19 protein-coding genes and 2 pseudogenes are annotated in these 24,491 nt (G+C 65.3%); 14 read left to right on the forward strand and 7 right to left on the reverse strand.

Annotation, left to right across the window (positions count from 1 at the left end; all coding sequences use genetic code 11):
- The first annotated feature begins 262 nt into the window (after positions 1-262).
- The gene (gene glmU / locus A5906_RS28310) at positions 263-1,630 is read left to right on the forward strand and encodes a bifunctional UDP-N-acetylglucosamine diphosphorylase/glucosamine-1-phosphate N-acetyltransferase GlmU (RefSeq protein WP_080138511.1); all 1,368 of its coding nucleotides are present in this window, start codon (positions 263-265) and stop codon (positions 1,628-1,630) included.
- Positions 1,631-1,675: 45 nt separating this feature from the next.
- Positions 1,676-1,861: a hypothetical protein gene (locus tag A5906_RS28315; protein ID WP_080138512.1), complete on the forward strand. Its 186-nt coding sequence runs from the start codon at positions 1,676-1,678 to the stop codon at positions 1,859-1,861.
- Positions 1,862-1,870: 9 nt separating this feature from the next.
- Here A5906_RS28315 and A5906_RS28320 read toward each other — a convergent pair whose 3' ends face one another.
- Entirely contained in the window at positions 1,871-2,089 is a 219-nt protein-coding gene (locus A5906_RS28320; protein ID WP_063684828.1) for a hypothetical protein, read from the reverse strand.
- A 222-nt stretch (positions 2,090-2,311) separates the two neighbouring features.
- On the opposite strand from A5906_RS28320, the pseudogene A5906_RS45215 reads away from it, so the two are divergent.
- The 4 genes and pseudogenes from A5906_RS45215 to A5906_RS28335 form a co-directional block, all read left to right on the forward strand.
- Positions 2,312-2,837, forward strand: a pseudogene (locus tag A5906_RS45215) (glutamine--fructose-6-phosphate transaminase (isomerizing)); the annotation flags it as partial.
- Position 2,838: 1 nt separating this feature from the next.
- A pseudogene (gene glmS / locus A5906_RS28325) lies at positions 2,839-4,138 on the forward strand (glutamine--fructose-6-phosphate transaminase (isomerizing)); the annotation flags it as partial.
- 84 nt (positions 4,139-4,222) lie between these two features.
- The gene (locus A5906_RS28330) at positions 4,223-4,993 is read left to right on the forward strand and encodes a DUF502 domain-containing protein (RefSeq protein WP_080138514.1); all 771 of its coding nucleotides are present in this window, start codon (positions 4,223-4,225) and stop codon (positions 4,991-4,993) included.
- 105 nt (positions 4,994-5,098) lie between these two features.
- Complete coding sequence (locus A5906_RS28335; protein WP_080138515.1) at positions 5,099-5,947, forward strand: NAD(P)-dependent oxidoreductase; 849 nt, start codon at positions 5,099-5,101, stop codon at positions 5,945-5,947.
- Positions 5,948-5,963: 16 nt separating this feature from the next.
- Here A5906_RS28335 and A5906_RS28340 read toward each other — a convergent pair whose 3' ends face one another.
- Complete coding sequence (locus A5906_RS28340; RefSeq protein WP_080138516.1) at positions 5,964-6,485, reverse strand: P-loop NTPase family protein; 522 nt, start codon at positions 6,483-6,485, stop codon at positions 5,964-5,966.
- Positions 6,486-6,621: 136 nt separating this feature from the next.
- Between A5906_RS28340 and A5906_RS28345 the strand changes: the two genes are divergently transcribed.
- From A5906_RS28345 to panE, 3 genes are all read left to right on the forward strand, one after another.
- Entirely contained in the window at positions 6,622-7,011 is a 390-nt protein-coding gene (locus tag A5906_RS28345; RefSeq protein ID WP_080138517.1) for a nuclear transport factor 2 family protein, read from the forward strand.
- A 96-nt stretch (positions 7,012-7,107) separates the two neighbouring features.
- On the forward strand, positions 7,108-7,938 hold the full coding sequence (locus A5906_RS28350) for a helix-turn-helix domain-containing protein (RefSeq protein ID WP_080138518.1): 831 nt from the start codon (positions 7,108-7,110) through the stop codon (positions 7,936-7,938).
- Between the two features lie 197 nt (positions 7,939-8,135).
- Positions 8,136-9,068, forward strand: a complete 933-nt coding sequence (gene panE / locus A5906_RS28355) for a 2-dehydropantoate 2-reductase (protein ID WP_080138519.1) — start codon at positions 8,136-8,138, stop codon at positions 9,066-9,068.
- On the opposite strand, the gene recG is transcribed toward panE, so the two are convergent.
- Positions 9,065-11,173, reverse strand: a complete 2,109-nt coding sequence (gene recG / locus A5906_RS28360; protein ID WP_080138811.1) for an ATP-dependent DNA helicase RecG — start codon at positions 11,171-11,173, stop codon at positions 9,065-9,067. The two genes, panE and recG, sit on opposite strands and share 4 nt — an antisense overlap.
- Before the next feature lie 193 nt (positions 11,174-11,366).
- Between recG and A5906_RS28365 the strand changes: the two genes are divergently transcribed.
- Entirely contained in the window at positions 11,367-11,657 is a 291-nt protein-coding gene (locus A5906_RS28365) for an FAD assembly factor SdhE (RefSeq protein WP_080138520.1), read from the forward strand.
- Positions 11,654-15,172: a transcription-repair coupling factor gene (mfd, locus tag A5906_RS28370; RefSeq protein ID WP_080138521.1), complete on the forward strand. Its 3,519-nt coding sequence runs from the start codon at positions 11,654-11,656 to the stop codon at positions 15,170-15,172. The genes A5906_RS28365 and mfd overlap by 4 nt, the downstream gene beginning before the upstream one ends.
- A 132-nt stretch (positions 15,173-15,304) precedes the next feature.
- On the opposite strand, the gene A5906_RS28375 is transcribed toward mfd, so the two are convergent.
- The 3 genes from A5906_RS28375 to A5906_RS28385 all read right to left on the reverse strand — a co-directional run bounded on the left by A5906_RS28375 (position 15,305) and on the right by A5906_RS28385 (position 19,977).
- Positions 15,305-16,528 (reverse strand): hypothetical protein, encoded by a 1,224-nt coding sequence (locus A5906_RS28375; protein WP_080138522.1) that lies wholly within the window; start codon positions 16,526-16,528, stop codon positions 15,305-15,307.
- Between the two features lie 85 nt (positions 16,529-16,613).
- Entirely contained in the window at positions 16,614-18,116 is a 1,503-nt protein-coding gene (locus A5906_RS28380) for a class I adenylate-forming enzyme family protein (RefSeq protein ID WP_080138812.1), read from the reverse strand.
- Between the two features lie 4 nt (positions 18,117-18,120).
- Positions 18,121-19,977, reverse strand: coding sequence for an extracellular solute-binding protein (locus tag A5906_RS28385; RefSeq protein ID WP_080138523.1), 1,857 nt, complete (start codon positions 19,975-19,977; stop codon positions 18,121-18,123).
- A gap of 260 nt (positions 19,978-20,237) precedes the next feature.
- Here A5906_RS28385 and A5906_RS28390 point away from each other — a divergent pair, with 260 nt between their 5' ends.
- On the forward strand, positions 20,238-21,071 hold the full coding sequence (locus A5906_RS28390) for an invasion associated locus B family protein (protein WP_080138524.1): 834 nt from the start codon (positions 20,238-20,240) through the stop codon (positions 21,069-21,071).
- Between the two features lie 79 nt (positions 21,072-21,150).
- Here the strand turns inward: A5906_RS28390 and hspQ are convergent, their stop codons facing one another.
- Complete coding sequence (gene hspQ / locus A5906_RS28395) at positions 21,151-21,483, reverse strand: heat shock protein HspQ (RefSeq protein ID WP_018317973.1); 333 nt, start codon at positions 21,481-21,483, stop codon at positions 21,151-21,153.
- A gap of 106 nt (positions 21,484-21,589) precedes the next feature.
- Between hspQ and A5906_RS28400 the strand changes: the two genes are divergently transcribed.
- The gene (locus A5906_RS28400) at positions 21,590-22,543 is read left to right on the forward strand and encodes an AEC family transporter (RefSeq protein ID WP_080138525.1); all 954 of its coding nucleotides are present in this window, start codon (positions 21,590-21,592) and stop codon (positions 22,541-22,543) included.
- Positions 22,544-22,678: 135 nt separating this feature from the next.
- On the forward strand, positions 22,679-24,491 hold a 1,813-nt coding region (locus A5906_RS28405), incomplete at its 3' end, for an autotransporter outer membrane beta-barrel domain-containing protein (protein WP_136615538.1).

Genomic DNA, 24,491 nt, shown 5'->3' on the forward strand with positions numbered 1-24,491 from the left:
GCTTTCCTCGGCCAAAAATCCGGAGAACAGCCCGCCGGTTTCCTTGGTGCCGAAGGCGTCCGCCAGTGGGTCGGAATCCTTTGCCATGAACGTTAAATGCCCAGCCCCTGTCCGGCTTCCCCGAATCAATCAAGGAACATTAACAGGAAAACTCCGTCGCACTTGAATTCCGGGCGTTTGCGGGGGTAGCAAGGCGGCAGCTCACGAGGGCGGCGCACCGCCTGCCGCGCCAATTGATTCGGCCGTATCTGACAGGATTTCGATGACCGCCCGTTCCAGCCTCACGATCGTGCTCGCCGCCGGTGAAGGCACGCGCATGCGATCGAGCCTGCCCAAGGTTCTGCATCCCGTGGCTTCCCAGACGCTGCTTGCCCATGTGCTCGCCGCCGCACCGAAGGGATCCGGCACCTCGCTCGCCGTCGTGATCGGCCCCGACCATCAGGCGGTCGCGGATGAAGCGAGGCGCATCCGCCCCGACGCGCTCACCTTCGTGCAAGGCGAACGCCTTGGCACGGCCCACGCCGTGCTGGCGGCGCGCGAGGCCATCGCGCGCGGCGTCGATGATCTGCTGATCGCGTTCGGCGACACGCCGCTGATTTCGGCCGAGACGTTTGCGCGTCTGCGCGCGCCGCTTGAAAAAGGGGCCGCGATCGCCGCGCTCGGCTTCCGCGCCGCCGATCCGACCGGCTATGGCCGCTTCATCGTCGAGGGCGAACGGCTGGTCGCGATCCGCGAGCAGGCCGATGCCAGCGCGGAAGAGCGCAAGATCGATCTGTGCAATGCCGGCGTGATGGCGATCGACGGACGCCGCGCGCTCGAAATCCTCGAGAAGATCGGCAATGCCAATTCCAAGGGCGAGTATTATCTGACGGACGCGGTCGAAATCGTCCGCAAGCATGGATGGGAGTCGGTGGTGATCGAGACCAGCGAGGACGAGGTGCGCGGCATCAACACCAAGGCGCAGCTCGCCGAGGCGGAAAGCGTGATGCAGGCGCGTCTTCGGAAAGCGGCGATGGAGGCCGGCGTCACGCTGATCGCCCCTGAGACCGTGTACCTGTCCGCCGACACCGTGTTCGGCAAGGACGTCACCATCGAGCCGTTCGTGGTGATCGGCCCGCGCGTATCGATCGCCGACGGCACGGTGATCCATTCCTTCTCACACATCGTCGAGACCACGCTCGGCAAGAATGTCTCGATCGGTCCCTACGCGCGGCTGCGGCCCGGCACCTCGCTCGGCGACGGTGCGCGCATCGGCAATTTCGTGGAGACCAAGGCCGCGACGCTGGAGGCCGGCGTCAAGGTCAACCATCTCTCCTACATTGGCGATGCCACCGTCGGCGCCAATTCCAACATCGGCGCCGGCACCATCACCTGCAACTACGACGGCTTCAAGAAGCACAAGACTACAATCGGGCAGGGCGCCTTCGTCGGCACCAACTCCTCGCTGGTCGCCCCGGTGAAAATCGGCAACGGCGCCTATATCGGCTCGGGCTCGGTGATCACGCGCGACGTGCCTGACGATGCCATGGCGCTGGAGCGCAACCAGCAGACCATCAGGGAAGGCGGGGCGGCGCGTTATCGCGAGATGAAGACCGGCGGCAAGAAAACCGAGAAGAAGCCGGAGAACTGAGCGGCCCAGTGCCGGCCCCCGATCGGTGTTGTTAGGGCTGCGCTCATGGACGATGACCTCATCGACGATACGATCAGATTCCTCGTCAAGCGCGTCATCATGCCGCCGGGACAGTGGGTGTTGGAACAGGTCGGCGAGCCCCGCCCGACCGAGATCGCATCGCTGGTTACCGGCCTTGCGTTCTGGGCGTTCGTCGTCTTCCTCGTCTTTGCCCTGGTGCTGCGGTGGTAAGACTCGTCGCTATTCGTCGTCGGCGAATTCGGAGAAGATGGCGCGGGTCAGGCGCCAGCCGCGCGGCTTGGCGCGCTTGGCCGGTTCGCCTTGCACATGCTTGACGAAGACCGGCTTGCTTTCCTTGCCGCGCTGGGGCGGCGGCCAATGCGCAAGGTGCGTGCCCGAGGTCTCGCTGGCGCGCAGATACAGCGACGACAGACCTTTGCGGTCGGATGAGCCTTTCATGGCCTTGTTCTCCTGACCGGAATCGTTGGCCAAACATGTTGACAACAAGTTAATGCGCAGGGTTAAAGGCCGGCCACATCGACGCGGGCCGGGACAATGGGTGCCGGCGAATGCTGTCTCAATCAGCAATAATTATTGAGTATATGGTTCCCTCGGAATTTCGCTAAAAACTGAGCGCGTCGTTTTGGCGATTTTTCGACGATTTGGGGGATATTGATCCGCATGTGCGGGATTGTCGGCATTCTCGGGCGCGAACCGGTTGCGGAGCAACTGGTCGATTCGCTCAAACGTCTCGAATATCGCGGCTACGATTCCGCGGGCGTCGCCACGCTCGAGGGCAAGCATCTCGAGCGCCGACGCGCCGAGGGCAAGCTGAAGAATCTGGAGAAGCGGCTGGAGGCCGAGCCGCTCAAGGGCACGACCGGCATCGGCCACACCCGCTGGGCCACCCACGGCAAACCGACCGTCAACAACGCCCATCCGCACGCGACCGAGCGCGTCGCCGTGGTCCACAACGGCATCATCGAGAATTTCCGCGAGCTGCGCGAGGAGCTCGAGAAGAACGGCACGGTGTTCCACACCGAGACCGACACCGAGATCGTGCTGCATCTGGTCGACGATTTGCTCGCGCGCGGCAACAAGCCGGTGGAGGCGGTGAAGCTGGCGCTGGGACGCCTGCGCGGCGCCTTCGCTCTAGGCTTCATCTTCGCCGGTGACGACGATCTCATGATCGGCGCCCGCAACGGCCNGCCGCTCGCGATCGGCTATGGCGACGGCGAGATGTATCTCGGCTCGGACGCCATTGCGCTCGGCCCGTTCACCGACACGATCAGCTATCTCGAGGACGGCGACTGGGCCGTGCTGACCCGCAAGAGCGCAACCATCTTCGACAAGGACGGCCATGCTGTCCAGCGCGAGAAGATCAGGCATGCCGCCTCGACCTCGCTGGTCGACAAGGCCAATTACCGCCACTTCATGGCCAAGGAGATCCACGAGCAGCCGGAAGTGGTCGGCCACACACTGGCGCGCTACGTCGACATGGCGACCGAGCGGGTCGCGCTGCCGGTGAAGCTGCCGTTCGATTTCAAAGACATCCGCCGCATCAACATCACCGCCTGCGGCACGGCAAGCTATGCCGGATTCGTCGCAAAATACTGGTTCGAACGCTTTGCGCGCGTCCCGGTCGAGGTCGATGTCGCCTCCGAGTTCCGCTACCGTGAGGCGCCCTTGCGCAAGGGCGATCTTGCCATCTTCATCTCGCAATCGGGTGAGACCGCCGACACGCTGGCGGCGCTGCGCTACGCCAAGGCCGAGGGCGTGCACACGATTGCCGTCGTCAACGTGCCGACATCGACCATCGCGCGCGAGAGCGAGACCGTGCTGCAGACGCTCGCCGGACCCGAGATCGGCGTCGCCTCGACCAAGGCCTTCACCTGTCAGCTCATGGTGCTGGCGAACCTCGCCATCGCGGCCGGCAAGGCCAGAGGCGAATTGTCTGACGAGGACGAGACCAAGCTGGTCCACGGCCTGGTCGAGGTCCCGCGTTTGATGTCGGATGCGCTCACCGCCGAACTCCAGATCGAGAAGCTCTCGCGCGAGATCGCGAAGTCGCGCGACGTGCTTTATCTCGGCCGCGGCACCAGCTTCCCGCTGGCGCTCGAAGGCGCGCTGAAGCTGAAGGAGATCTCCTACATCCACGCCGAGGGCTATGCCGCCGGCGAACTGAAGCACGGGCCGATCGCGCTGATCGACGAGACCATGCCGGTCGTCGTCATCGCGCCCTATGACCGGGTGTTCGAGAAGACCGTCTCCAACATGCAGGAGGTCGCCGCCCGCGGTGGCAAGATCATCCTTATGACGGATGCCAAGGGCGCGGAGGAGGCAACTGTCGATTCCCTCGTCACCATCGTCATGCCCGATATGGCCGCGGCGTTCACGCCGATGATCTATGCCGTCCCGGTGCAGCTGCTCGCCTATCATACGGCTGTCATCATGGGCACCGACGTCGACCAGCCGCGCAATCTCGCGAAATCGGTGACCGTGGAATAGGCAGAAGGGATATCGGTCGGTCGCAGTCTTCCAAAACCTGCTAGAAGACCCTAGCTTGTGTGTTGCGACCGACCTGGAACCCGAATGACCCCCCGCGACGACGTCCCCGCGCCGCTTGATCCCGCGCCGGAACCGCATACCGGCCTGATGGGCCGCTTCCGCAATTATTTCCTGACCGGCCTCGTCGTGACGGGGCCGATCGCGATCACCCTTTATCTCGTCTGGTGGTTCGTCACCTGGGTCGACGGCGTGGTGCGGCCGTTCGTGCCGCTGGCCTATCGGCCCGAAACCTATCTGCCCTATGGCGTCCCCGGCTGGGGACTGATTGTTGCATTCTTCTCGCTGACGCTGGTCGGCTTCCTCGCGGCCAACCTGATCGGCCGGACGCTGGTCGATGTCGGCGAGACGTTCCTCGGCCGCATTCCCGCGGTGCGCGCCATTTATCGCGGCCTGAAGCAGGTGTTCGAGACGCTGTTCTCGGGCAAGGGCTCGAGCTTCCGCAAAGTCGGCCTGGTCGAGTTTCCTTCGCCCGGCATGTGGTCGATCGTGCTGATTTCGCAATCGCCGAGCGAGGACATCGCGCGCAGCCTGCCGGGGCAGGAGGAGCATGTCTCGGTGTTCCTGCCATGTTCGCCGAACCCGACCACCGGCTTCTTCTTCTACGTGCCCAGGAGCAAGATCATCGAGGTCGACCTCAGCGCCGAGGATGCCGCAACGCTGATCATGTCGGCCGGCGTGGTGCAGCCGGGCTCAGCGCCCGACCCGAAGAAGGCCGCTGCGCTCGCGGGCATGGCGAATGCCGCGCGCATCGCCAATGCCTCGACGCTCAAGCCCCAGCCTGCGAAGGTGGAGTAGGGCCATTCCTGTTTTGGATGGCCGTATTCACGCCAGCACTTTCGTCCTCTGCTAGTGTTCCGGTCGAATTGAGCGCCTCGCTCGCAATTCGACCTGGAGTGCACGATGTCCAAAACGATCGCGATCCTCGCCCCCGGCGCCATGGGCAGCGCCGTGGCCCGCCGCCTCAGCGAAAACGGCGCGCGCGTGCTGACGTCCTTGAAAGGTCGTAGCGAGGCGACGCAGCAGCGCGCCGCTGATGCCGGCATGATCGGCGCCGAGGACGAGGCGATCGCGGACGCCGACATTATCCTCTCGATCGTGCCGCCGGGCGAAGCCGTTGCGCTCGCCGAACGCCTGGCCGGGCTGATCGTCCGGCGCGCCAAGAAGCCGGTCGTGGTCGACTGCAACGCGGTCAACGTCGACACCGTGCAACGGATAGAGGAGATCATCGGCTCGGCACAGGCGCCGTTCGTCGACGGCGGCATCATCGGCTTTCCGCCGCAGCGAGGCGGCAAGAGCCCGGCCTTCTACATGTCGGGCGAGCACGCAAAGGACGTCGCCGTGCTCAAGGATCTCGGTCTCGACGTGCGGATCGTCGAGGGACCGGTCGGCGCCGCCTCCGCGCTGAAAATGTCCTACGCCGGCATCGTCAAGGGCCTCGCCGGCATCGGCTCGGCCATGGTGATCGCGGCCACGAAAGCGGGCGCGGCGGATGCGCTGCGCGACGAGCTGGCGCTGAGCCAGCCCGCGATGCTGGCACGGCTCGAAGTGGCGCTGCCCGACATGATTCCGAAAGCGTATCGCTGGGTCGCGGAGATGCGGGAGATTTCCGGCTTCCTCGGCGCCGATCATCCCGCCAGCCAGATCTACGAGGGTTTTGCGCGCTGGTTCGAGCATCTCGCGGAGGACGCGAATGGCAAGGCGGTGGATGCGGAGCTGCTGAGGGCGTTTGCCGCGCGTAGCACGCAATAAGAAGGCCTGATCGTCACTAGTCGCCGTCCACTGAAACGGACTCCAGAAAGCCCTGGATGTCCCGGTCGCGTCTCAGGCGCACGACCGGAACATCGGGCCCGTACTGGATACGCTCGGCCTCGATGACCGGCACGCGCTCGGTGTCGTAGCGCCACGCCTCCTGCATCAGTTTCCAGTCAAACTGTTCCGGGCACCCATCAGGTAGATCGGGCCGCGCCGTATCGCGATCGAAGGCCGAGCGCCAGAGGATGCGCCACTGGCAGAGCCAGCGCGGGCGGTCGATCACGACGAGAACATCGGCGCGCGCGAGCGTGAGGTCGAAGGCCAGCCCAGAAAAGCTGCCGTCGACCACCCACGCATCGCCTGCGATCGCCTCGGCCACGCGCAGCCGGAAGCTCGCCGTGTCGGACGGCTTCCAGCCGGGGCGCCAGTAGAGCACGTCGAGATGCACCACGGGCAGCCCAAGCTTTCGCCCGAGCTTCAGGGCGAGGCTCGTCTTTCCGCTTCCCTGTGAGCCAATGACGATGATCCTGCGCATGCACGCAGGGTTTCACGAAATCGGCATCGAGAAAAGATCGCGCCATCCGGTCCCCGCTTTATTACCTCGCATGTAATTGAGCCAATTCGCGGCCCGACTAGTCTTTCGACCATCGTCACCGCATGAGGAGAAAGACATGCAAATCGTGTTCACCAAGAAGGAGCCGCCGCAATGGCTGCTCGACATGTGGAAGGAGATCGCTGACAAGACGTTTGGACGAGGTTTCGACTGCTTCGCGGAGGATGCCGTCTGCAATCTCGGCGTCGCCGATTGGAAGGGGCGGGAAGCGATCCGCGCCAATTTGAAGGCCTTCATCGACACCGGCTTCACGGCGCTGCATCACGTCACCGAATATTGGGACGCCGGCTCGCTGAAGGTGTTTCGCGGTGTCGTCGATATGACACCCGATGATCCCTCGATGTCGACAGTGTATCCGACGATGACGCACTTCTTCTACATGGACGCGCGGGACGAGACCAAGGTGCGGCACTGGGTAGGTGCCGTGGGACCCGTCGCGTTCGGTTGATCGTCAGCCATCGGCGACCCACATGGTGCCTCGGCTGATCCGGGGCGCCAGCGTTCGCGCGTTGGCGATCCGGCACCACGAAAGGATTTTTCGACCATGAAAGCGACGGCCGCTGCCCTCAAAGCCCGCGCGACATCCGCAGGCGCGCTGCTGCGTCAATGGCGGGACATTCGCGGCAAGACGCAGCTCGAGCTGTCCTTCGATGCCGGCGTCTCGCAGAAGCATATCAGCTTCGTCGAGAGCGGCCGCAGCGTCCCGAGCCGACAGATGCTGCTCGATCTCGCGCAGGCCCTCGACGTGCCCTTGCGTGAGAGGAACGAGCTGCTGCTGGCCGCTGGCTACGCGCCGTCCTATTCCGATCCTGCGCTCGCGGCGCCCGCCATGACCAGCATCAACCGCGCGCTTGGCCGCATGCTGCGTCAGCACGAGCCGTTTCCGGCCATCGTCATGGACCGGTACTGGAACGTGCTGATGACCAACGAGGCCGCGCCGCGTCTGTTCAACTGCTTCATCGACCTTCCGGCACGCCCGACCCCGCGGAACCTGCTGCATCTCATGTTCGATCCCGACGGCATGCGCCCCTTCATCGCGAACTGGCCGCAGACCGCCAGAAGCCTGCTGGCTCGCGTCCATCGCGAGGCGGTCGGGCATGTCGTCGACGTCAGGACCAAGGCGCTGCTGGAAGAGCTGTCGCGCTATCCGGGCGTGAAGCCGGAACGGCGCGCGCCCTCGGCCTCCGATGCGATGCCGATGATTCCGCTCAGCTTCGTCAAGGACGGTGTAACGCTCGACTATTTCTCCCTGATCACGACGGTCGGAACGCCGCAGACCGTGACGGCCGAAGAGCTGCGGCTCGAGTGCATGTTCCCCGCCAATGATGCGACCGAAGCCGAGCACGGCAGGTTCCTGCGCGCACATGCGGGGTGAGGAACGTCGCCGCGGGCCCGCCCGTTCAACGTGTGCCGATCTTTACCCACGCCGTCATTGCGAGCAAAGCGAAGCAATCCAGAATCTTTACGCGGAGGGATTCTCGATTGCCTCGCCGCGCTCGCAATGACGAGAACGAGACGTCGCACGCTCCATCTGCTACCATCCTGCCGGAGCAGACACATGCGGGAGTTCGAATGAGAGTGCTTGTCATCGGGGCGGGCGCGCTTGGCGGCTATTACGGAGCTTGCCTGGTCCGAGCGGGCCGCGACTTGACCTTTCTGGTGCGCGAGAAGCGGGCCGCGCAATTGCGGCGGGATGGACTAGAGGTCGTGAGCCCGCACGGCGACTTTGCCGTGCAGCCGAAGATCCTTCTGGCCGGCGATCTCAAGGAGCCCTTCGACGTCGTGCTCGTCGGCGTGAAAGCCTACTCGCTCGACGATGCGATGAGCCAGTTTGCGCCGGCCGTCGGCCCCAGCACGATGATTTTGCCCATCCTGAACGGGCTGAAACATATCGACGCGCTGGCCGCGAGGTTCGGTGCCGCACGCGTCCTCGGCGGGCTCGCGAACGTCAGTGCCGGACTCGATGCTGATGGCCGTGTCGTCCAGTTCATGGCCAATCAGACCATTGTCTTCGGCGAGATCGCGGGAGCGCTGAGCGAGCGGGCGACTGCGCTGGAGACACTGCTCCAGGTCCCCGGTATCGACGTGCGCGCCAGCGAAGCGATCATGCAGGACATGTGGGAGAAATTCGTCCAGCTCAGCACGCTCGCCGGCATCACCTGCCTGATGCGCGCGAGCATCGGGGACATCCTGGCAGTTCCGAACGGCGAGCAGTCGATCTTCCGCCTGTTCGCGGAATGCTGCGCCGTTGCGACCGCCTCCGGCTATGAGCCGCGCGCACCGTTCATCGAGTTTGACCGAAAACTGTTCACCACGCTGGATTCTCCGCTCAAAGCCTCGATGCTGCGCGACATCGAACGCGGTTCGGTCACCGAGGCGGAGCATATTCTGGGCGATTTGGCCAATCGTGCCCGTACGCTCGGCGTCGAGACGCCGCTGCTGGATCTCGCCCGCGCGCATGTTGCCGCCTACGAGGTAGGGCGCCGAAGAGCGGCGGGAGGCTAGCCCGCGCCGATCAGCGGGATCGCCTCGTCGCGCTCGTAGAGATACAAGAGGCACCGTAGTGCTTCGCCGCGCTCGCCCTTCAGCTTGGGATCGTCCTTGAGGATGCGCAGCGCTTCGTCTCTGGCCTGGGTGATGAGCTGGCCGTGCACCTCCGAGCGCGCGATGCGGTAGCCGGGCAGGCCGCTCTGGCGCACCCCTAGCACGTCGCCTTCGCCGCGCAGCTTCAGATCCTCCTCGGCAATGCGGAAGCCGTCGGTGGTCTCGCGGATCACTTTCAGCCGCGCCTTGGACATCTCGCCGAGCGGCTCGCCATAGAGCAGGATGCAGGTCGAGGCTTCCGAGCCGCGGCCGATGCGGCCGCGCAGCTGGTGCAGCTGGGCTAGGCCAAAGCGCTCGGCGTTCTCGATCACCATGATGGTCGCGGCCGGCACGTCGACGCCGACCTCGACCACGGTGGTCGCGACCAGCAGGCCGATCTCGTGGGCGGCGAACTGGCCCATGACGCGGTCTTTCTCGATGCCCTTCATCTGGCCGTGAACCAGGCCGACGCGGCCGCCGAAACGTTTTTGCAGGCTCTCGAAACGTTTTGTCGCATTGGTGAGGTGCTCGGTGCCCTCGGCCTCGGATTCATCCACCAGCGGGCAGATCCAGTAGACCAGCTTGCCGGCTTCGAGCGCGCGGCCGACACCCTCCATGACCTCGCCGATCCGGCTCATCGGCACCGCGCGGGTATCGATCGGCTGGCGGCCGGCCGGTTTCTCGCGCAGCTCGGAGATGTCCATGTCGCCGAAATAGGTCAGCACAAGCGTGCGCGGGATCGGGGTGGCGCTCAGCACCAGCACGTCGACCGCTTCGCCCTTCGAGGTCAATGCGAGCCGTTCACGCACGCCGAAACGGTGCTGCTCGTCGACGATGGCGAGTGCGAGATCATGGAAGACCACGTCGTCCTGGATCAGCGCATGGGTGCCGACGAGGAGGTCGATCTCGCCTTCGGCAAGCTGGGCGATGATCTCGCGCCGCTCCTTGCCCTTTTCCCGGCCGGTGAGGATGGCGACCCGCATGCCGGCGCGCTCGGCGAGCGGCGCAATGGTCTTGATGTGCTGGCGCGCCAGGATTTCAGTCGGTGCCATCAGCGCGGCCTGCTTGCCGACTTCGGTCACCGCGGCGGCAGCCAAGAGGGCTACCACGGTCTTACCTGAACCGACGTCGCCCTGGAGCAGGCGCAGCATGCGCACCGGCTGCTTCAGGTCCTCGGCGATGGCGGCGGCGGCGCTGCGCTGTGAGGGTGTGAGCGCGTAGGGAAGGGCGTCGATGATCTTGTTGCGCAGGTGCCCGTCGCCGGCATTGCGGACGCCGGCGGGGCGGCGCAGCTGGGCGCGGATCAGAGCGAGTGCGAGCTGGCCGGCGAGCAGCTCATCGAAGGCAAGGCGCGACCAGAACGGCTGGTCCGGCAATATGTCGGTCAGCTCGACCGGCTGATGCACGCGATTGAGCGCCTCAGCAATTGGCGGGAAGTGGCAGCGGCGCAGCACCTCCGGGCTGATCCATTCGGGCAGGGACGGCAGCTTCTGCAGCGCCTGCGCGATCGCGCGGCGCAGCGAGCCGAGCGCCAGCCCCTCCGTCAGCGGATAGACCGGATCGATGCCGGAGAGCTTTGAGATCGCCTCCTCGTCGAGCACGCGGTCGGGATGAACGATCTGGGGGATGCCCTCATACATTTGCAGCGTGCCGGAGACGTAGCGTTTTTCTCCCATCGGAAGCAGCTTCTCGACATAGCCGGGCTTGGCGCGGAAGAAGGTGAGCACGACGTCGCCGGTGTCGTCGCTGGCATAGACCAGATACGGCGCGCGCGAGTTGCGTGGCGGGGGCGGGCGATGACGATCGACGGTGACCTCCAGCGTCACCATGGTTCCAACGGCCGCGTCGCGGATTTTTGGCCGCGCCCGGCGGTCGATGACCTGGCTCGGCAGATGCAGCAGCAGGTCGACCAGCCGCGGCGTCTCGTTGCGGCTGAGCAGGTACTGCAGCAGCTTGTCCTGCTTCGGACCGACGCCAGGCAGGCTGGTCACGGGAGCAAACAGCGGATTGAGCAGGCTGGGGCGCATTCTCGCAACATTCGTCATGCGCAGGCTCGACCCGCGCATCCATCTTTTCAATGACGATGGATTGCCGGGTCAAGCCCGGCAATGACACCCCCCAAACAATTGCAATAACAAAGGGCTGACACCGGCGGTCCGAGTGGCTATATCACACCGGCCCGGCACGTCCGGGCTTTCTGCGTTTGACTGGATTTGAGACATGACGGGAACGACACGATCGAGCAGCGGGCTGGATGATCGCCGCAAGCGGCTTTTGTTCCGCTGCTGGCACCGCGGCACGCGCGAGATGGACCTGATCCTCGGCCGCTTCGCGGACGCCGAGATCGGCAACCTGTCCGATGCAGAACTCGACGAACTTGAGACCCTGCTCGAGGTCAACGATCCCGATCTCTATGCCGCCATCACCGGCGACAAGGTGCTGCCGGCCGACGTCACCGGCGCGCTGTTCGCCCGCATCAAGGCGTTTCCGATCGCGGACGGCAACGCATGAAGCAGGGGATGAAATCGCCGGCCGAGCTGCTCACGCCCGGCCGCGCGCTGACGCTTGCTAATGTCGCTGAGGGCGCCGAAGGCCTCGTCGTCTCCGACCTCGCCCGTGCGATCGCGGCGCGGCCGAAGAAGCCGGCGGTCAGCCTTGCGGTGGTCTGCCGCGACGGCGGGCGTATGCAGCAGCTCGAACGCGCGCTCAGATTCTTTGCGCCCGATCTGCCGGTGCTGACCTTTCCGGCCTGGGATTGCCAGCCCTACGACCGCGTCTCGCCCCATGGCGGCATTCTCGCGCAGCGCCTGACCACGCTGGCGCGGCTGGCTTCGCTCACCGGCAGCGACAAGCCGCTGATCGTGCTGACCACGGTGAACGCCGTGGTGCAGCGCGTTCCCGCACGCGAGCTGGTCGCGGCGCAGGCGCTGTCGGTCGCCCCCGGCAATGTCGTGCCGATGGACACCGTCGTCGCCTGGCTCGAGCACAACGGCTACAACCGCTCCTCCACCGTGCGCGAGCCCGGTGAATACGCCGTGCGCGGCGGCATCCTGGATCTGTTTCCGGCCGGCCTCGAGCAGCCGGTCCGCTTCGACTTCTTCGGCGACAGCCTGGAATCGATTCGCTCCTTCGATGCCGAGACCCAGCGCACGCTGCTCGACATGCGCTCGCTCGACCTCGTGCCGGTCTCCGAGTTCCAGCTCGTCACCGACACCATCCGCCGTTTCCGCATGGGTTATGTCGCCGAGTTCGGCGCGCCGGAGCGCGACGATGCGTTGTACGAGGCCGTCAGCGAGGGCCGCCGCCATCCCGGCATGGAGCACTGGCTGCCGCTGTTCCAGGATCGGATGGACACGCTGTTCGACTATCTGCAAGGCGCAACTGTCGCGATCGAGCCGCAGGCCGAGGACGCCGTACGCGAGCGCTTCAAGCAGATCCTCGATTACTACCAGGCCCGCCGCGAGGCGATGGAGCATCCCGGCGGCGGCGCCATCTACAAGCCGCTGCCGCCCGACCGGCTCTATCTGACCGACGAGGAATGGACCGGGCGCCTCAGCGAGATCCCGCTGGCGCGGCTGACGCCGTTCTCCGTGCCGACCGACGGAACCAGCGTGGTCGATGCCGGCGCGCGCAAGGGCCGCGACTTTGCGCCCGAACGCAACGACACCACGGTCAACGTGTTCGAGTCCGTTGTCAGCCACGTCATGGCGCTGCAGGCCCAGCGCAAGAAAGTCGTGATCGCGCTCTGGACCGAAGGTTCGCGCGACCGCATGACTTCGATGCTGCGGGACCACAAGCTCGCCCATACCACCAGCGTCAACAGCTGGCGGACGGTGCAGGCGACGCCGCGCAACGAGACCATGCTCGCCGTGCTCGGCCTCGAGAACGGTTTCGAGACCGATGAGATCGCTCTCATCAGCGAGCAGGACATTCTGGGCGACCGCCTGGTGCGGCCGCGCAAGGCCAGCCGCAAGCTCGACAATTTCATCTCGGAGGTGACGAGCCTTGCCGCCGGCGACATCGTCGTCCATGTCGAGCACGGCATCGGCCGCTTCATCGGCCTGCAGACGCTGGACGTTGCCGGCGCGCCGCACGACTGTCTCGAGCTGCATTATGCCGCCGAGACAAAACTGTTCCTCCCCGTCGAGAATATCGAGCTCCTGTCGCGCTACGGCTCGGACCAGACCACGGTCGAGCTGGATCGTCTGGGCGGCTCCGGCTGGCAGACCCGCAAGGCGAAGCTGAAGAACCGCATCCGCGAGATCGCGGGCGAGCTGATCAAGATCGCGGCCGAGCGCATGCTGCACGAGGCGCCGAAGCTACCGGTTCAGCAGGGCCTCTACGACGAGTTCTGCGCGCGCTTCCCCTATGACGAGACCGAGGACCAGCTCGGCGCCATCGAGTCCACGCTGAAGGATCTCGAAAAGGGCCGCCCGATGGATCGCCTGATCTGCGGCGACGTCGGCTTCGGCAAGACCGAGGTGGCGCTGCGCGCGGCCTTCGCCGTTGCCCTCGAGGGCAAGCAGGTTGCAGTCGTGGTGCCGACCACGCTGCTGGCGCGCCAGCACTACCGGACCTTCAGCGAGCGCTTCAAAGGCTTCCCGGTTCACGTCGCACAAGCCTCTCGCCTGATCCCGACCAAGCAGCTCAACGAGGTCAAGAAGGGCATTGCCGACGGTTCGGTCGACATCGTCGTCGGCACCCACGCGCTGCTCGGCAAGGCGATCAAATTCCGCGACCTGGGCCTGCTCATCGTCGACGAGGAGCAGCATTTCGGCGTCAGCCACAAGGAGCGGCTGAAGGCGCTGCGCGCCGAGGTGCACGTGCTGACGCTGTCGGCGACCCCGATCCCTCGTACGCTTCAGTTGGCTCTCACGGGTGTCCGCGAGCTCTCGATCATCGCTTCGCCCCCGGTCGATCGCCTCGCGGTTCGTACCTTCGTCGCCCCGCACGATCCCTTGATGATCCGCGAAGCCCTGCTGCGCGAGCGCTATCGTGGCGGCCAGGCATTTTACGTCGTGCCGCGTATCGACGACCTCGCCGAGGTCAAGGATTTCCTCGACAAGAACGTGCCGGAGATGAAGGTCGCGGTCGCGCACGGCCAGATGCCGCCCGCCGTGATCGAGGACATCATGACCGCGTTCTACGACGGCAAGTTCGACATTCTCTTGTCGACCACCATCGTCGAGTCTGGCCTCGACATTCCCAACGCCAACACGCTGATCGTGCATCGCGCCGACATGTTCGGCCTCGCCCAGCTCTACCAGCTGCGCGGCCGCGTCGGCCGTTCCAAGCTGCGGGCCTATGCGCTGTTCACGCTGCCGGCGCAGCAGAAGATCACGGCGCAGGCGGAGCGCCGGCTCACCGTGCTGCAATCGCTGGAGACGCTGGGCGCAGGCTTCCAGCTCGCGTCCCACGACCTCGACATCCGCGGCGCCGGCAATTTGCTCGGCGAGGAGCAGTCGGGCCACATCAAGGAGGTCGGTTTCGAGCTCTATCAATCAATGCTGGAAGAGGCGATCGTCAACCTCAAGGCCGGCGTCTCCGAGCCCGCCGCCGACCGCTGGTCGCCATCGATCACGATCGGCATGCCCGTGCTCATTCCGGAAGACTACGTCAGCGATCTCTCGGTGCGGCTGTCGCTGTACCGGCGCCTTGCCGATCTCGATACCGAGGAGGAGATCGAGAATTTCGGCGCGGAGATGCGCGACCGTTTCGGCGTTCTGCCGGACGAGGTGCGCTATCTGTTCAAGGTTGCCGCGATCAAGGCGTTCTGCCGCAGGGCCAATGTCGAGAAGATCGATGCCGGCCCGAAGGGCGCCGTCATCGTCTTCCGCGACAATTCCTTCGCCTATCCCGATCGCCTCGTGACCTTCATTCGCAGCTACGGCCAGGCCGCCAAGGTGCGGCCCGACATGAAGGTGGTGTTCCTGCAGGATTGGGAGACGCCGGAGGATCGTCTCGCCGGCACCACGGAGATCATGCGGCAGCTGGCGCAGCTCGCCGAGAGCAAGAAGGCGGCGTAGGGGCACCAGCCTCACCACGTCATTGCGAGGAGCTCTTGCGACGAAGCAATCCAGAATCCCTCCGAGGAGACAGACCGGATTGCTTCGCTTCGCTCGCAATGACGGTGTTTGTTGCGGCAGCCCGCGAGAAAACTACGACGCCGCCCGCGATGCGTCCGCCGACAGTCGGGCCAGCAGCGACCGCGCCGTATCCGACGCCGACAGCGAGTCGACGCTGATGACGGGATCGCTGCGCATCTCGTGCTTGCCGTTGGAGGTGTGACGCATCACCGCCGACAGGCGGCGGGCGATCATATGCGCGGTGCGGAAATCGGTCTCGGCGAACACCACGATCACCGAGCCGTCCTTCTGTGCCGCGCCGAAATCCATCTGCCGCATCAGGCGGCTGAGGATGCGCGCGGCGTCGAGCTGGGCGCGGGGATTGCTGGGATCGAAGGCGAAGCGCGCCACCGACAGGCCGCCGCCGCGGGACTGCGTCTGCTCGACCACCTTGGCAAAATCGCGGGCGAAGGCTTCCGTGGTGAGCAGGCCGCTGCGCGGATCGAGCCACCCGCCGGCATCGATCGAGCGCAGCGTGCGGCTCAGCTGCGCTTCCATCGCGTGCTGGCGGATCAGGGGCAGTGCATTGGCGGCGATCCTCGCCGGCTCGCCTGCGATCAGCTCCAGATTGGGAAGGTCGTAGCTCTGCACGAGCTGGTGCGCGGTGACGACCACGGGCAGGGTGCGGAATCGGGTGTCCTCGGCGAGCACCGTGAGGAAGGCATCGGTCACCCGCGCGGTAAAGCCTTCGGCGAGCACGACGCCGTCGATCTCACGGGTGTTGAGATGCTTCGCCGCCGCTTCGATCGAGAGCGCGCCGACCACGCCGACACGCTCGCCAAGCGCGACGGAGAGTGCCGGATAAGCCGCACCGCGGCCGATCAGCAGCACGGTGGCATCGCGCGACGGATCGCCCTCGGGCAGCGCGACCTTCACCTCGGGCAGCCGGCGCAGCACGGTCGCGTGCAGGGTGCGGACGCGCAGCGCGGCGCGCAACCGCGCGCTCAGGCGATCGGGATGGCCGCCGCGCGAGGCGAAGGGCAGGGCGTTGTGCGGGAGCGTGCCCGCCGCATCCAGGGCCACGAAGGGAAGGTAGGGCGACTGATCGGCGATCTTCCTGGCCAGCAACGCCAGATGCGGTTCATGTCCGCTGTGCATCGCAGCGAGGACCGCGGCCGGCTGCACCTGCTCGACTGCGCGCGTGGCGCTGGCCCAATCGGTGTCGACCACGGGAAAGAGCCGGGCCTCGTCCAGCGCCGCAACGAAGGCGGGACGCTCGGTATTGGACACAAACAGGATCGGGCCCGCCTGGGACATTCGGAAACTCTGATCACGCAACAGGTGCCGCGCAATCTAGTTTGGCCGCCTTAATGCTGAGTCAACGTCTCAGGCGAAACTGTGCTCAAGCCGGCCCGGAGCGGTCGCGAAAAGCCTCGACCATCAGAGGGTTAAGCCCGAGCTCGCTGAGCGCCTCGCGGGCGCGGGCATTGTCCTGGGCCCGCCCTGCCAGCCGGTGGCCGGAGAGGCGGTCGGGCAGCGCGGTGAGCAGGGCGCCCTGGCCGAGCCGACGCGCCCATTCCTGGAGGTCGTTGGAGAGGAAACGGTAGCCGCCCACGGCCATGATGCCGGAGGGCGGCGCGGTGATGCAGATTGCGCCGCTCGGCCGGTCGAGCCGCGCCGCGTAGCCGGTGTCGACATAGTCGCGCGGCGGCTGCGCGATCAGCGTCTCGCCGACCGGCTGCGGCGGCGCATAGGCCGCGATCGGCACCATCGCCCCGCGCAGGCCGAGGGTGCCCTTCGGCGTCAGCAGGATCTCGCCCGCAATGGAGGAGCCGGCCTGTTCGCGCGGCGCGCCGTGCGCCCCCGGCATCACCGGCACCGGCATGCCGTCCTCGCCGCGGCGGGCGCCGAACAATCCGGCTTCGCCGAACAGATAGATGTCGGTGAGCGGCGCATGCGGTGCGATCCAGGCATCGCTCGCCGCCACCTGCTCCGGCGCGCGCCACAGGCCGATGACGTTGCGCAAGGTGGGCATCCGCGCCGCGAGATCAGCATCGCCGAGCCGCAGCGCGAGCTGCGCCGGTGCGATCAGCACCTCGCATTCGTGCGCGTTGATCTGCTGCTCCAGCACCTCGTTCTCGAACGGGTGATGCAGCGCCAGCGTGCCGCCCGAGAGCAGCCACACCGCGAGCGAGGAGGCCAGGCCGGCGAACGACATCGGCGTGAACGCCGCCATCACCGTTGCGCCCTGCTTGATGTCGGCTTCAAGCGACATGGCCAGACCACCGGCGATCAGGCTGAAATGCGGACGCGGCACCGGGCGAAAGCCCTCTGCCGTGACGTCGAAGGAGATCATCGCCGCCTTGCGGCCATCCTGGATCACGGCGCGCGTGGTGCCGGGCGGGCGGGCCAGCACGTCGTCGAGCGAGGCCATGCCTTCGGGCAGGTCGGCTCCGAAGCCGAAGACATGACGAATTGAGAATGCCTCGGCGGCGGCGTGCATCGCGAGGTCGGCATAGCTGACGCCGTCGACCGTGCTCATGGTGATGATGGCGCGCGCCGCGGTGCGGTTGAGCGCCGCGGTCAGCTCCGCGTGCCGCCACAGCAGCGGCAGCACGGCGACGACGAGACCGGCGCGGTGGGCGGCGAGCACGGTCAGCACGAACTCGACCGTGTTGGGCAGCTGGATCGCGATGACCGAATTGGCCGGCAGACCCGATTCGACGAAATGGGCCGACAATGCCTCGATGGCGGTGTCGGCCTCGGCATAGTTCATGCGCCGCGGCTGATGTCCGGTGACGCGCGCCTTGTTGAGGGGGTCGAGCAGAGCGGCCGCATGCGGCTGCCGCATCAGCGTGCGCTGAAACAGCGTGTCGAGCGTCGGCGATACGGCTGGCTGGTTCACGGCGTCACTTCGCTTGCGTCGCTTGAGGCTCATCCTTCGACCACCAGGTCTCCGGCAGGTAGCCGGACAGCGCGGTGGCCTTCGGCCGTTCTATCCGATTCCAGCGCGCGATCCATTGCTCGGATACGTTAAACAGGGGGATTGTGTAGCAGCCCGCGATCAGGGCGCGGTCGAGCGCGCGCACCGCCGAGACGAATTCCGTATGTTCACGGGCCTCCAGCAGGGCGCCGATCATGGCGTCGATCGCGGGATCCCTGGCGCCCATGTAGTTGCGGGTGCCCGGATTGTCGGCGGCAGCGCTGCCCCAATAGAAATACTGCTCGTTGCCGGGCGACAGCGACTGGTCCCAGCGGTTCTGGATCATGTCGAACTCGTAGCCGAGCCGGCGCTGGTCGAACTGCACGGGATCGACCGCGCGCACGCTGGCTTCGATGCCGGCGCGCTTGAGGTCGCGCTGGAAGGCGAGCGCGATGCGCTCCTGGTCGCGGGTCGTGACCATGATCTCGAAGGTGAAAGGCGCCCTGGTCGTGCGGTTGCGCAGCACTGTGCCGTCGAGATCGTAGCCGGCCTCCGACAGCAGTTTCAGCGCGGCGCGCAGCGTGGTGCGGTCGCGGCCCGAACCGTCGGTGACGGGCAGGCGGTAGCTGCCGTCCATGACGTCAGGTGGGATCTGCGCGGCGAACGGTTTGAGCAGCTCGCGCTCGCGCGCATCCGCAGGCCTGCCATAGGCCGACAGCTCCGAGCCGGCGAAATAGCCGGCGACGCGCGCATAGAGGCCGAAGAAGTAGTTGCGATTGACCAGCTCGAAATCGAACAGCAGCGTCAGCGCCTTTCGTACCCGGATGTCGGCGAAGATCGGCCGCCTCGTGTTGAACACCAGGAATTCCGAGGGCTGCGGCACGCCGGGCTTGACGGTGTCGCGGATCACCTCGCCGCTTCTGGCGGCGGGAAAATCGTAGCCATCGTGCCAGCGCAATGGCTCGTGCTCGACGCGGAAGTCGTAAAGGCCGCGCTTGAAGGCTTCGAACTGGCCATTCGCCTCGCGAAAATAGTCGAGCCTGATCTCGTCGAAATTGTAGAGCCCGCGATTGATGGCGAGGTCGCGGCCCCAATAATCCGGATTGCGCGCGAGCGTCACGCTGGCGCCCGGCTTCACAGCGATCACGCGATAGGGGCCCGAGCCGACCGGTCCCGTCAGCGTCGTCTCCTCGAAGGTCGCGACATCGACCGCGTGCTTCGGCAGGATCGGCATCAGGCCGAGGATCAGCGGCAATTCCCGGTCGTTGGCCCCGGCAAGATCGAAGCGGACCGTGAAGGGATCGGGCGCCTCGGCCTTGGCGGCTTTTGCATAGTATTGCCGCAGGTTCGGGCGGCCGTGGTCGCGCAGCAGCTGCCAGGAGAACAGCACGTCCTCGGCCGTTACCGGCTTTCCATCGGAGAAGCGGGCGCGAGGATCGAGGCGGAACGTGACGTAGGTCCGGTTGTCGTCGGTCTCGACGGTCCGCGCGAGCAGGCCATAGAGCGCGAAGGGTTCATCCTGGCCGCGCGCCAGCAGGCTCTCGACCACGTAGTTGCGGATCGGCTGCACCGCCAATCCCTTCACGATGAAGGGATTGAGACTGTCGAATGTTCCGAGAATGCCCCAGGTCAGCCGGCCGCCCTTGCGGGCATCGGGATTGGCGTAGGGCATGTGGGTGAAATCGGCGGGCATGGCCGGCTTGCCGTGCATGGCAATGGCATGGGCTTCCTCGGCCCGTGCGGAACGTGCCGACAGACCCCAGGCAAGCGCAAACGTGAGCGCAAAGGCAAGCGCGCAGAGGCGGAGACCGGGGCCCTCGAAGAGGCGCTGGAACATGAACATCGGCACACGTTGATTCGAGGACCGGCGGGCTTGAATCCTATCACAGGGAATTTCACTGGGCGCAGCTGCGGATGTGGTCAAAGACGCCTGTCGGCATTGATCTTTTCGTCGGCCACGCTAAGAAGGCACCCAATCGCGCAAGAGCGCCGAGCCCGTCACTTATCCGCCTCAATTGACGGGGAGAGAGCCGCGCCCAAGGCGGCTTGGTTCGGTGCTTCGGAGCGGTTCGGGCACTTCCCGTTCAGAAAGGGTTTTCTGCAATGAATTTCTGTTATTTGGCCGCGTCCGTCCGGCCGCGCGGGCGACTTCTCGCCTTGTTGACGGCGACGGCATTGGCCGTCCCGTTCGCCGCTGAAGCCCAGACTCCGGCGCCGGCTCCGGGTGCACCCGCCGCGCCCAAGGCGGCCCCGGCCCCGAAGGCGGCGGCTCCGAAGGCTGCCCCCAAGGCTCCGGCGCCTGCCCAGGCACAGCCGGCCCAGCAGGCCCCCGCCCAGGGCGCTCCGGCGCAGCAGGGCGCTGCCCAGCCCGCCGACCAGCAGATCCAGCTGATCTACGCCCCCTGGACCAAGTTCTGCCTCAAGGGCCAGGACGCGAACGCCAAGCAGGTCTGCTTCACCGGCAAGGACGGCCGCATCGAATCGGGCCAGCCGGTCATTGCCGCCGTGATCATCGAGCCGGAAGGCGAGCCGAAGAAGATCCTGCGCGTGACGCTGCCGCTCGGCATGCAGCTCGTCCACGGCACCCGCATCATCGTCGACAGCAACGCGCCGCTGCAGCAACCGTATGTGATCTGCTTCCAGAACGGCTGCATGTCGGACTACGAGGCCACGCCCGAACTCATCGCCAGCATGAAGAAGGGCCAGAATCTCGTTGTCCAGGCGATCAACGCCAATGGCGCGCCGCTGACCCTGCCGTTGCCGCTCGCCGGTGAATTCCAGAAGGCCTATGACGGTCCGCCGACCGATCCGAAGGTGTTCGAGGAAACCCAGAAGAAGCTCCAGGAAGAGCTTCAGAAGAAGGCTGACGAGCAGCGCAAGAAGCTCGAGCAGCAGGGTGGCGGTGCCCCCGGCGCGGCGCCGGCGGGTCAGAAGTAATCGGGCGAAGAGTCCGGACACGAAAAAGGCGCTCGTCTCGAGCGCCTTTTTTATTGTCCGCTTGCCCCCGGCTGAAAATTCAATTCAGCGACGGATTGCGCGGGCGGTAGCCGCCATCCTTGTTCTTGATGAAGATCTCGGCGACCTGCGAGTGCCGGATCGGCTCGCCGGACTCGTCGGGCAGCAGGTTCTGCTCGGAGACGTAGGCGACGTACTCGGACTCCGCGTTCTCCGCGAGCAGGTGGTAAAACGGCTGGTCCTTGTGGGGCCGCACCTCCTCGGGGATCGACAGCCACCACTCCTCGGTGTTGTTGAATTCCGGATCGATGTCGAAGATCACGCCCCGGAACGAGAAGATCCGGTGGCGCACGACCTGTCCGATCTGGAATTTGGCGGTCCGCGCTTTAATCATCCCTCGTCGATAGACCAGGATTGTGGCCGATGCTAGTGGCCTTATCGGGAATTAACCTTCGCATCCGGGGCGGATAGCCCCCAAGTCTTCAGAAAACACTTCATCAATGGTCGATATCCTCAATCTGGCCCTACCTTATTTTGGCCTGATCTTCGTTGGTTTCGCCTGCGGCAAGGTCAAGGCGTTGCCGGAATCAGGCCTCGCCTGGATGAACTTCTTCCTGCTCTACGTGTCGCTGCCGGCGCTGCTGTTCGCGATCATGTCGAAGACGCCGTTTGCGGAGCTGAACAACCCGCCGTTCCTGATCGCGACGACGCTGTCGACGGTGGCCGCGTTCACGCTCGCGCTGGTCGTCGGCAAGGTGCTCGGACGGCTGAGCCTGCGCGAGGCGACGCTCGCCGGTCTCTCCGGCGGCTACGGCAATATCGGCTACATGGGGCCGGGGCTGGCACTCGCGGTGCTCGGGACCAAGGCCGCGGCGCCGACCGCGCTGATCTTCTGCTGCGACAGCATCTTCCTGTTCACGATCGTGCCGCTCCTGATCGAGCTGTCCGATCGGGATCATCCCTCGATCGTGCATGCCTTCGGCGTGGTGCTGAAGCAGATCGTGCTTAACCCGCTGATCATGTCGGCCTGCTTTGGCGCGGCCGTTGCAGCGCTCCACATCGAGCTGCCGGTGGCGCTCGATCGCACGATCACTTTCCTTCAGAACGCGGCCGCGCCGACTGCGCTGTTCGTGCTCGGCGTGACCGTGGCGCTGCGCCCGTTCGACCGCGTGCCGTGGGAGGTGCCCGGCGTGATCGCGGTGAAGCTCTTGATCCATCCGCTCGCGGCATTCGGCCTGATGCTGGCGTTCGGCCCGTTCGCGCAACCCTGGGCCGCGACCGCCGTGCTGATGGCCTCGCTGCCACCGGCACTGAACGTGTTCGTGATTGCCCGGCAGAACGATGCCTGGATTGAGTCCGCCTCCGTCGCAGTGCTGCTCGGGACGTTTGCGTCGGTGGTCACGCTCACGAGTGTGATGTGGGCGATCCAGACCGGGCGACTGGCGTTTCCATAGAGAAATCGGTTCGGGCGCGCGAGCTGGCGAAAGTTCCAATCGTTCGGACCTGTTGCTGGTTTGCAACAGACTCTATATTCCCGTTACGTTACATATAAATTGTTTCTAGATTTTTATTTTTCCTAGGGGGCAGTTTTGAATCTCAGCTTCCGTTTGGCAATCCTTGGCACTTTGCTGACCGCGACCGCGTCACCTGCTCAAACCTTCAACCAGTTGGTTGGATTTGGCGATAGTTCGCTCGACAGCGGCTATTTTCGGTACACGCCCACGGGCTGGACGAATGAAGCCCGGTTTGTAACAGCGCGAGCCAGCGGCGCGTCGATCACGCCGTCCGCTGGACTCATGAACACTGATTTCCTGGCCGCCTCCTTGGGGCTGGCGCTGGCGCCGAGCAATGCGCCAGGCGGAGGAACCAATTTTGCCGTCTCCGGCGCGGAGAACAATTCGCCCAACATCGGAGGAGGTACCAGCCCGTCCACTGTGCAGCAGATCAGCAATTATCTTGCTTCGACCGGCGGGCAGGCCAATCCAGACGCTCTCTACATCATCCGCTCCGGCGGTAACGATCGCACGGCCTTCGTCAACGCCTATAAGGCCACCCACGGCGGTGCCTCGCCGCCGGCCGGCTTGTTCAACGTTGCCGTGCAGCCCAGCCTGGCGGTGCTGGAGGGGTCGATCAGACAATTAAGCGCAGCCGGCGCGCGCTACATCATTTTGCCGACCTACTTCACGACCAATTCCGATTTCGTGGCCTACCACCAGCAGCTCTGGGGAGACCTCTCAGCCGCCGGCGTCAAATTCATTCCGGCGGATTCAGGCGCACTTCGACAATTCGTCTCTGCGAACCCGGCGGCGTTCGGCCTCACATCGGTTTTGCCGACAGGAAGTGGCGGCGTTTCCGGTTGTAACACGCCGATCGGTGCTCCAGCCGCACAAGGCTACGGACTGATTTGCGTTCCCTCGACCACGCCGGCCGGTGCCGGTATCAACGGCACGGCGTATCTCAACTCGCAGAATTCCTTGCTGACGAGTCTGTTTTCGGACGACCAGCATCTTTCGCCGACCGGACAGAAAATCGAAGCGGACTATTTCTACGGCCTGATTGTCGCGCCAAGCCAGATATCGTACCTGGCCGAGGCGCCGGTGAAGACGCGAACCGGCGTGGTCAACGCGATCACCAACCAGATCCCGCTTTCTTTCAGCACCCCGGGAACGTTCCACGGCTGGGTCAGCGGCGACGTCTCCTGGCTGAAGGTAACGAACAGCTCTCCAGGTTTTCCGGACGATCCCGGCACGCCGGTGGCGGCGACGGCCGGATTTGACTACGCGGTCACACGCGACTGGTTGGTCGGCGCGGCCTTCTCCGGCGGCACCACCAAGCAGAGCTTCAGCCTTGGTGGCGACTACCGACAGACCGAATACGCGATCAGCCTCTACAGTGCCTATCGCAAGGATGCGTTCTGGCTGAATGGTATCGCGACTTGGGGCGCATTGAGCGACGGGATCAATCGCGTGGTCCCGCTCGGCATCACGACGCAGTCCAATGGAGGAAGCACCACCGGTACCAACATCTCGGTTGCGGCCGAGACGGGCTATAACTTCCGGACCGCTGTCGGAGCGCTTCCCGGTGGAGCTGGCAGGGCTCTTAAGGCGCCGGCAGCCGCGCCGATCTATCTCACGCACGGGCCCATCGTCGGGATCATCGCCCAGCAGGTGCACATCAACGGGTTTGCGGAAACCAATGCGAGTGGTGCTCCGACCAACCTGGCGTTTGCAAGCCAGCTTCGTAATTCGGCGGTGAGCGAGCTTGGCTATCAGGCGAGCCTGAACCTCGGCATCTGGGAGCCTTACGCGAGGGCGGTTTGGAATCACGAGCTCGCGGGCAGCGGCCGGCTCGTCACGGCTTCACTGCTCAGCATCACCGCCCCGAGCTATTCGCTGCCGGCGG

Origin of the sequence: Bradyrhizobium sacchari, from assembly GCF_002068095.1 — a bacterium.
Lineage (GTDB): Bacteria > Pseudomonadota > Alphaproteobacteria > Rhizobiales > Xanthobacteraceae > Bradyrhizobium > Bradyrhizobium sacchari.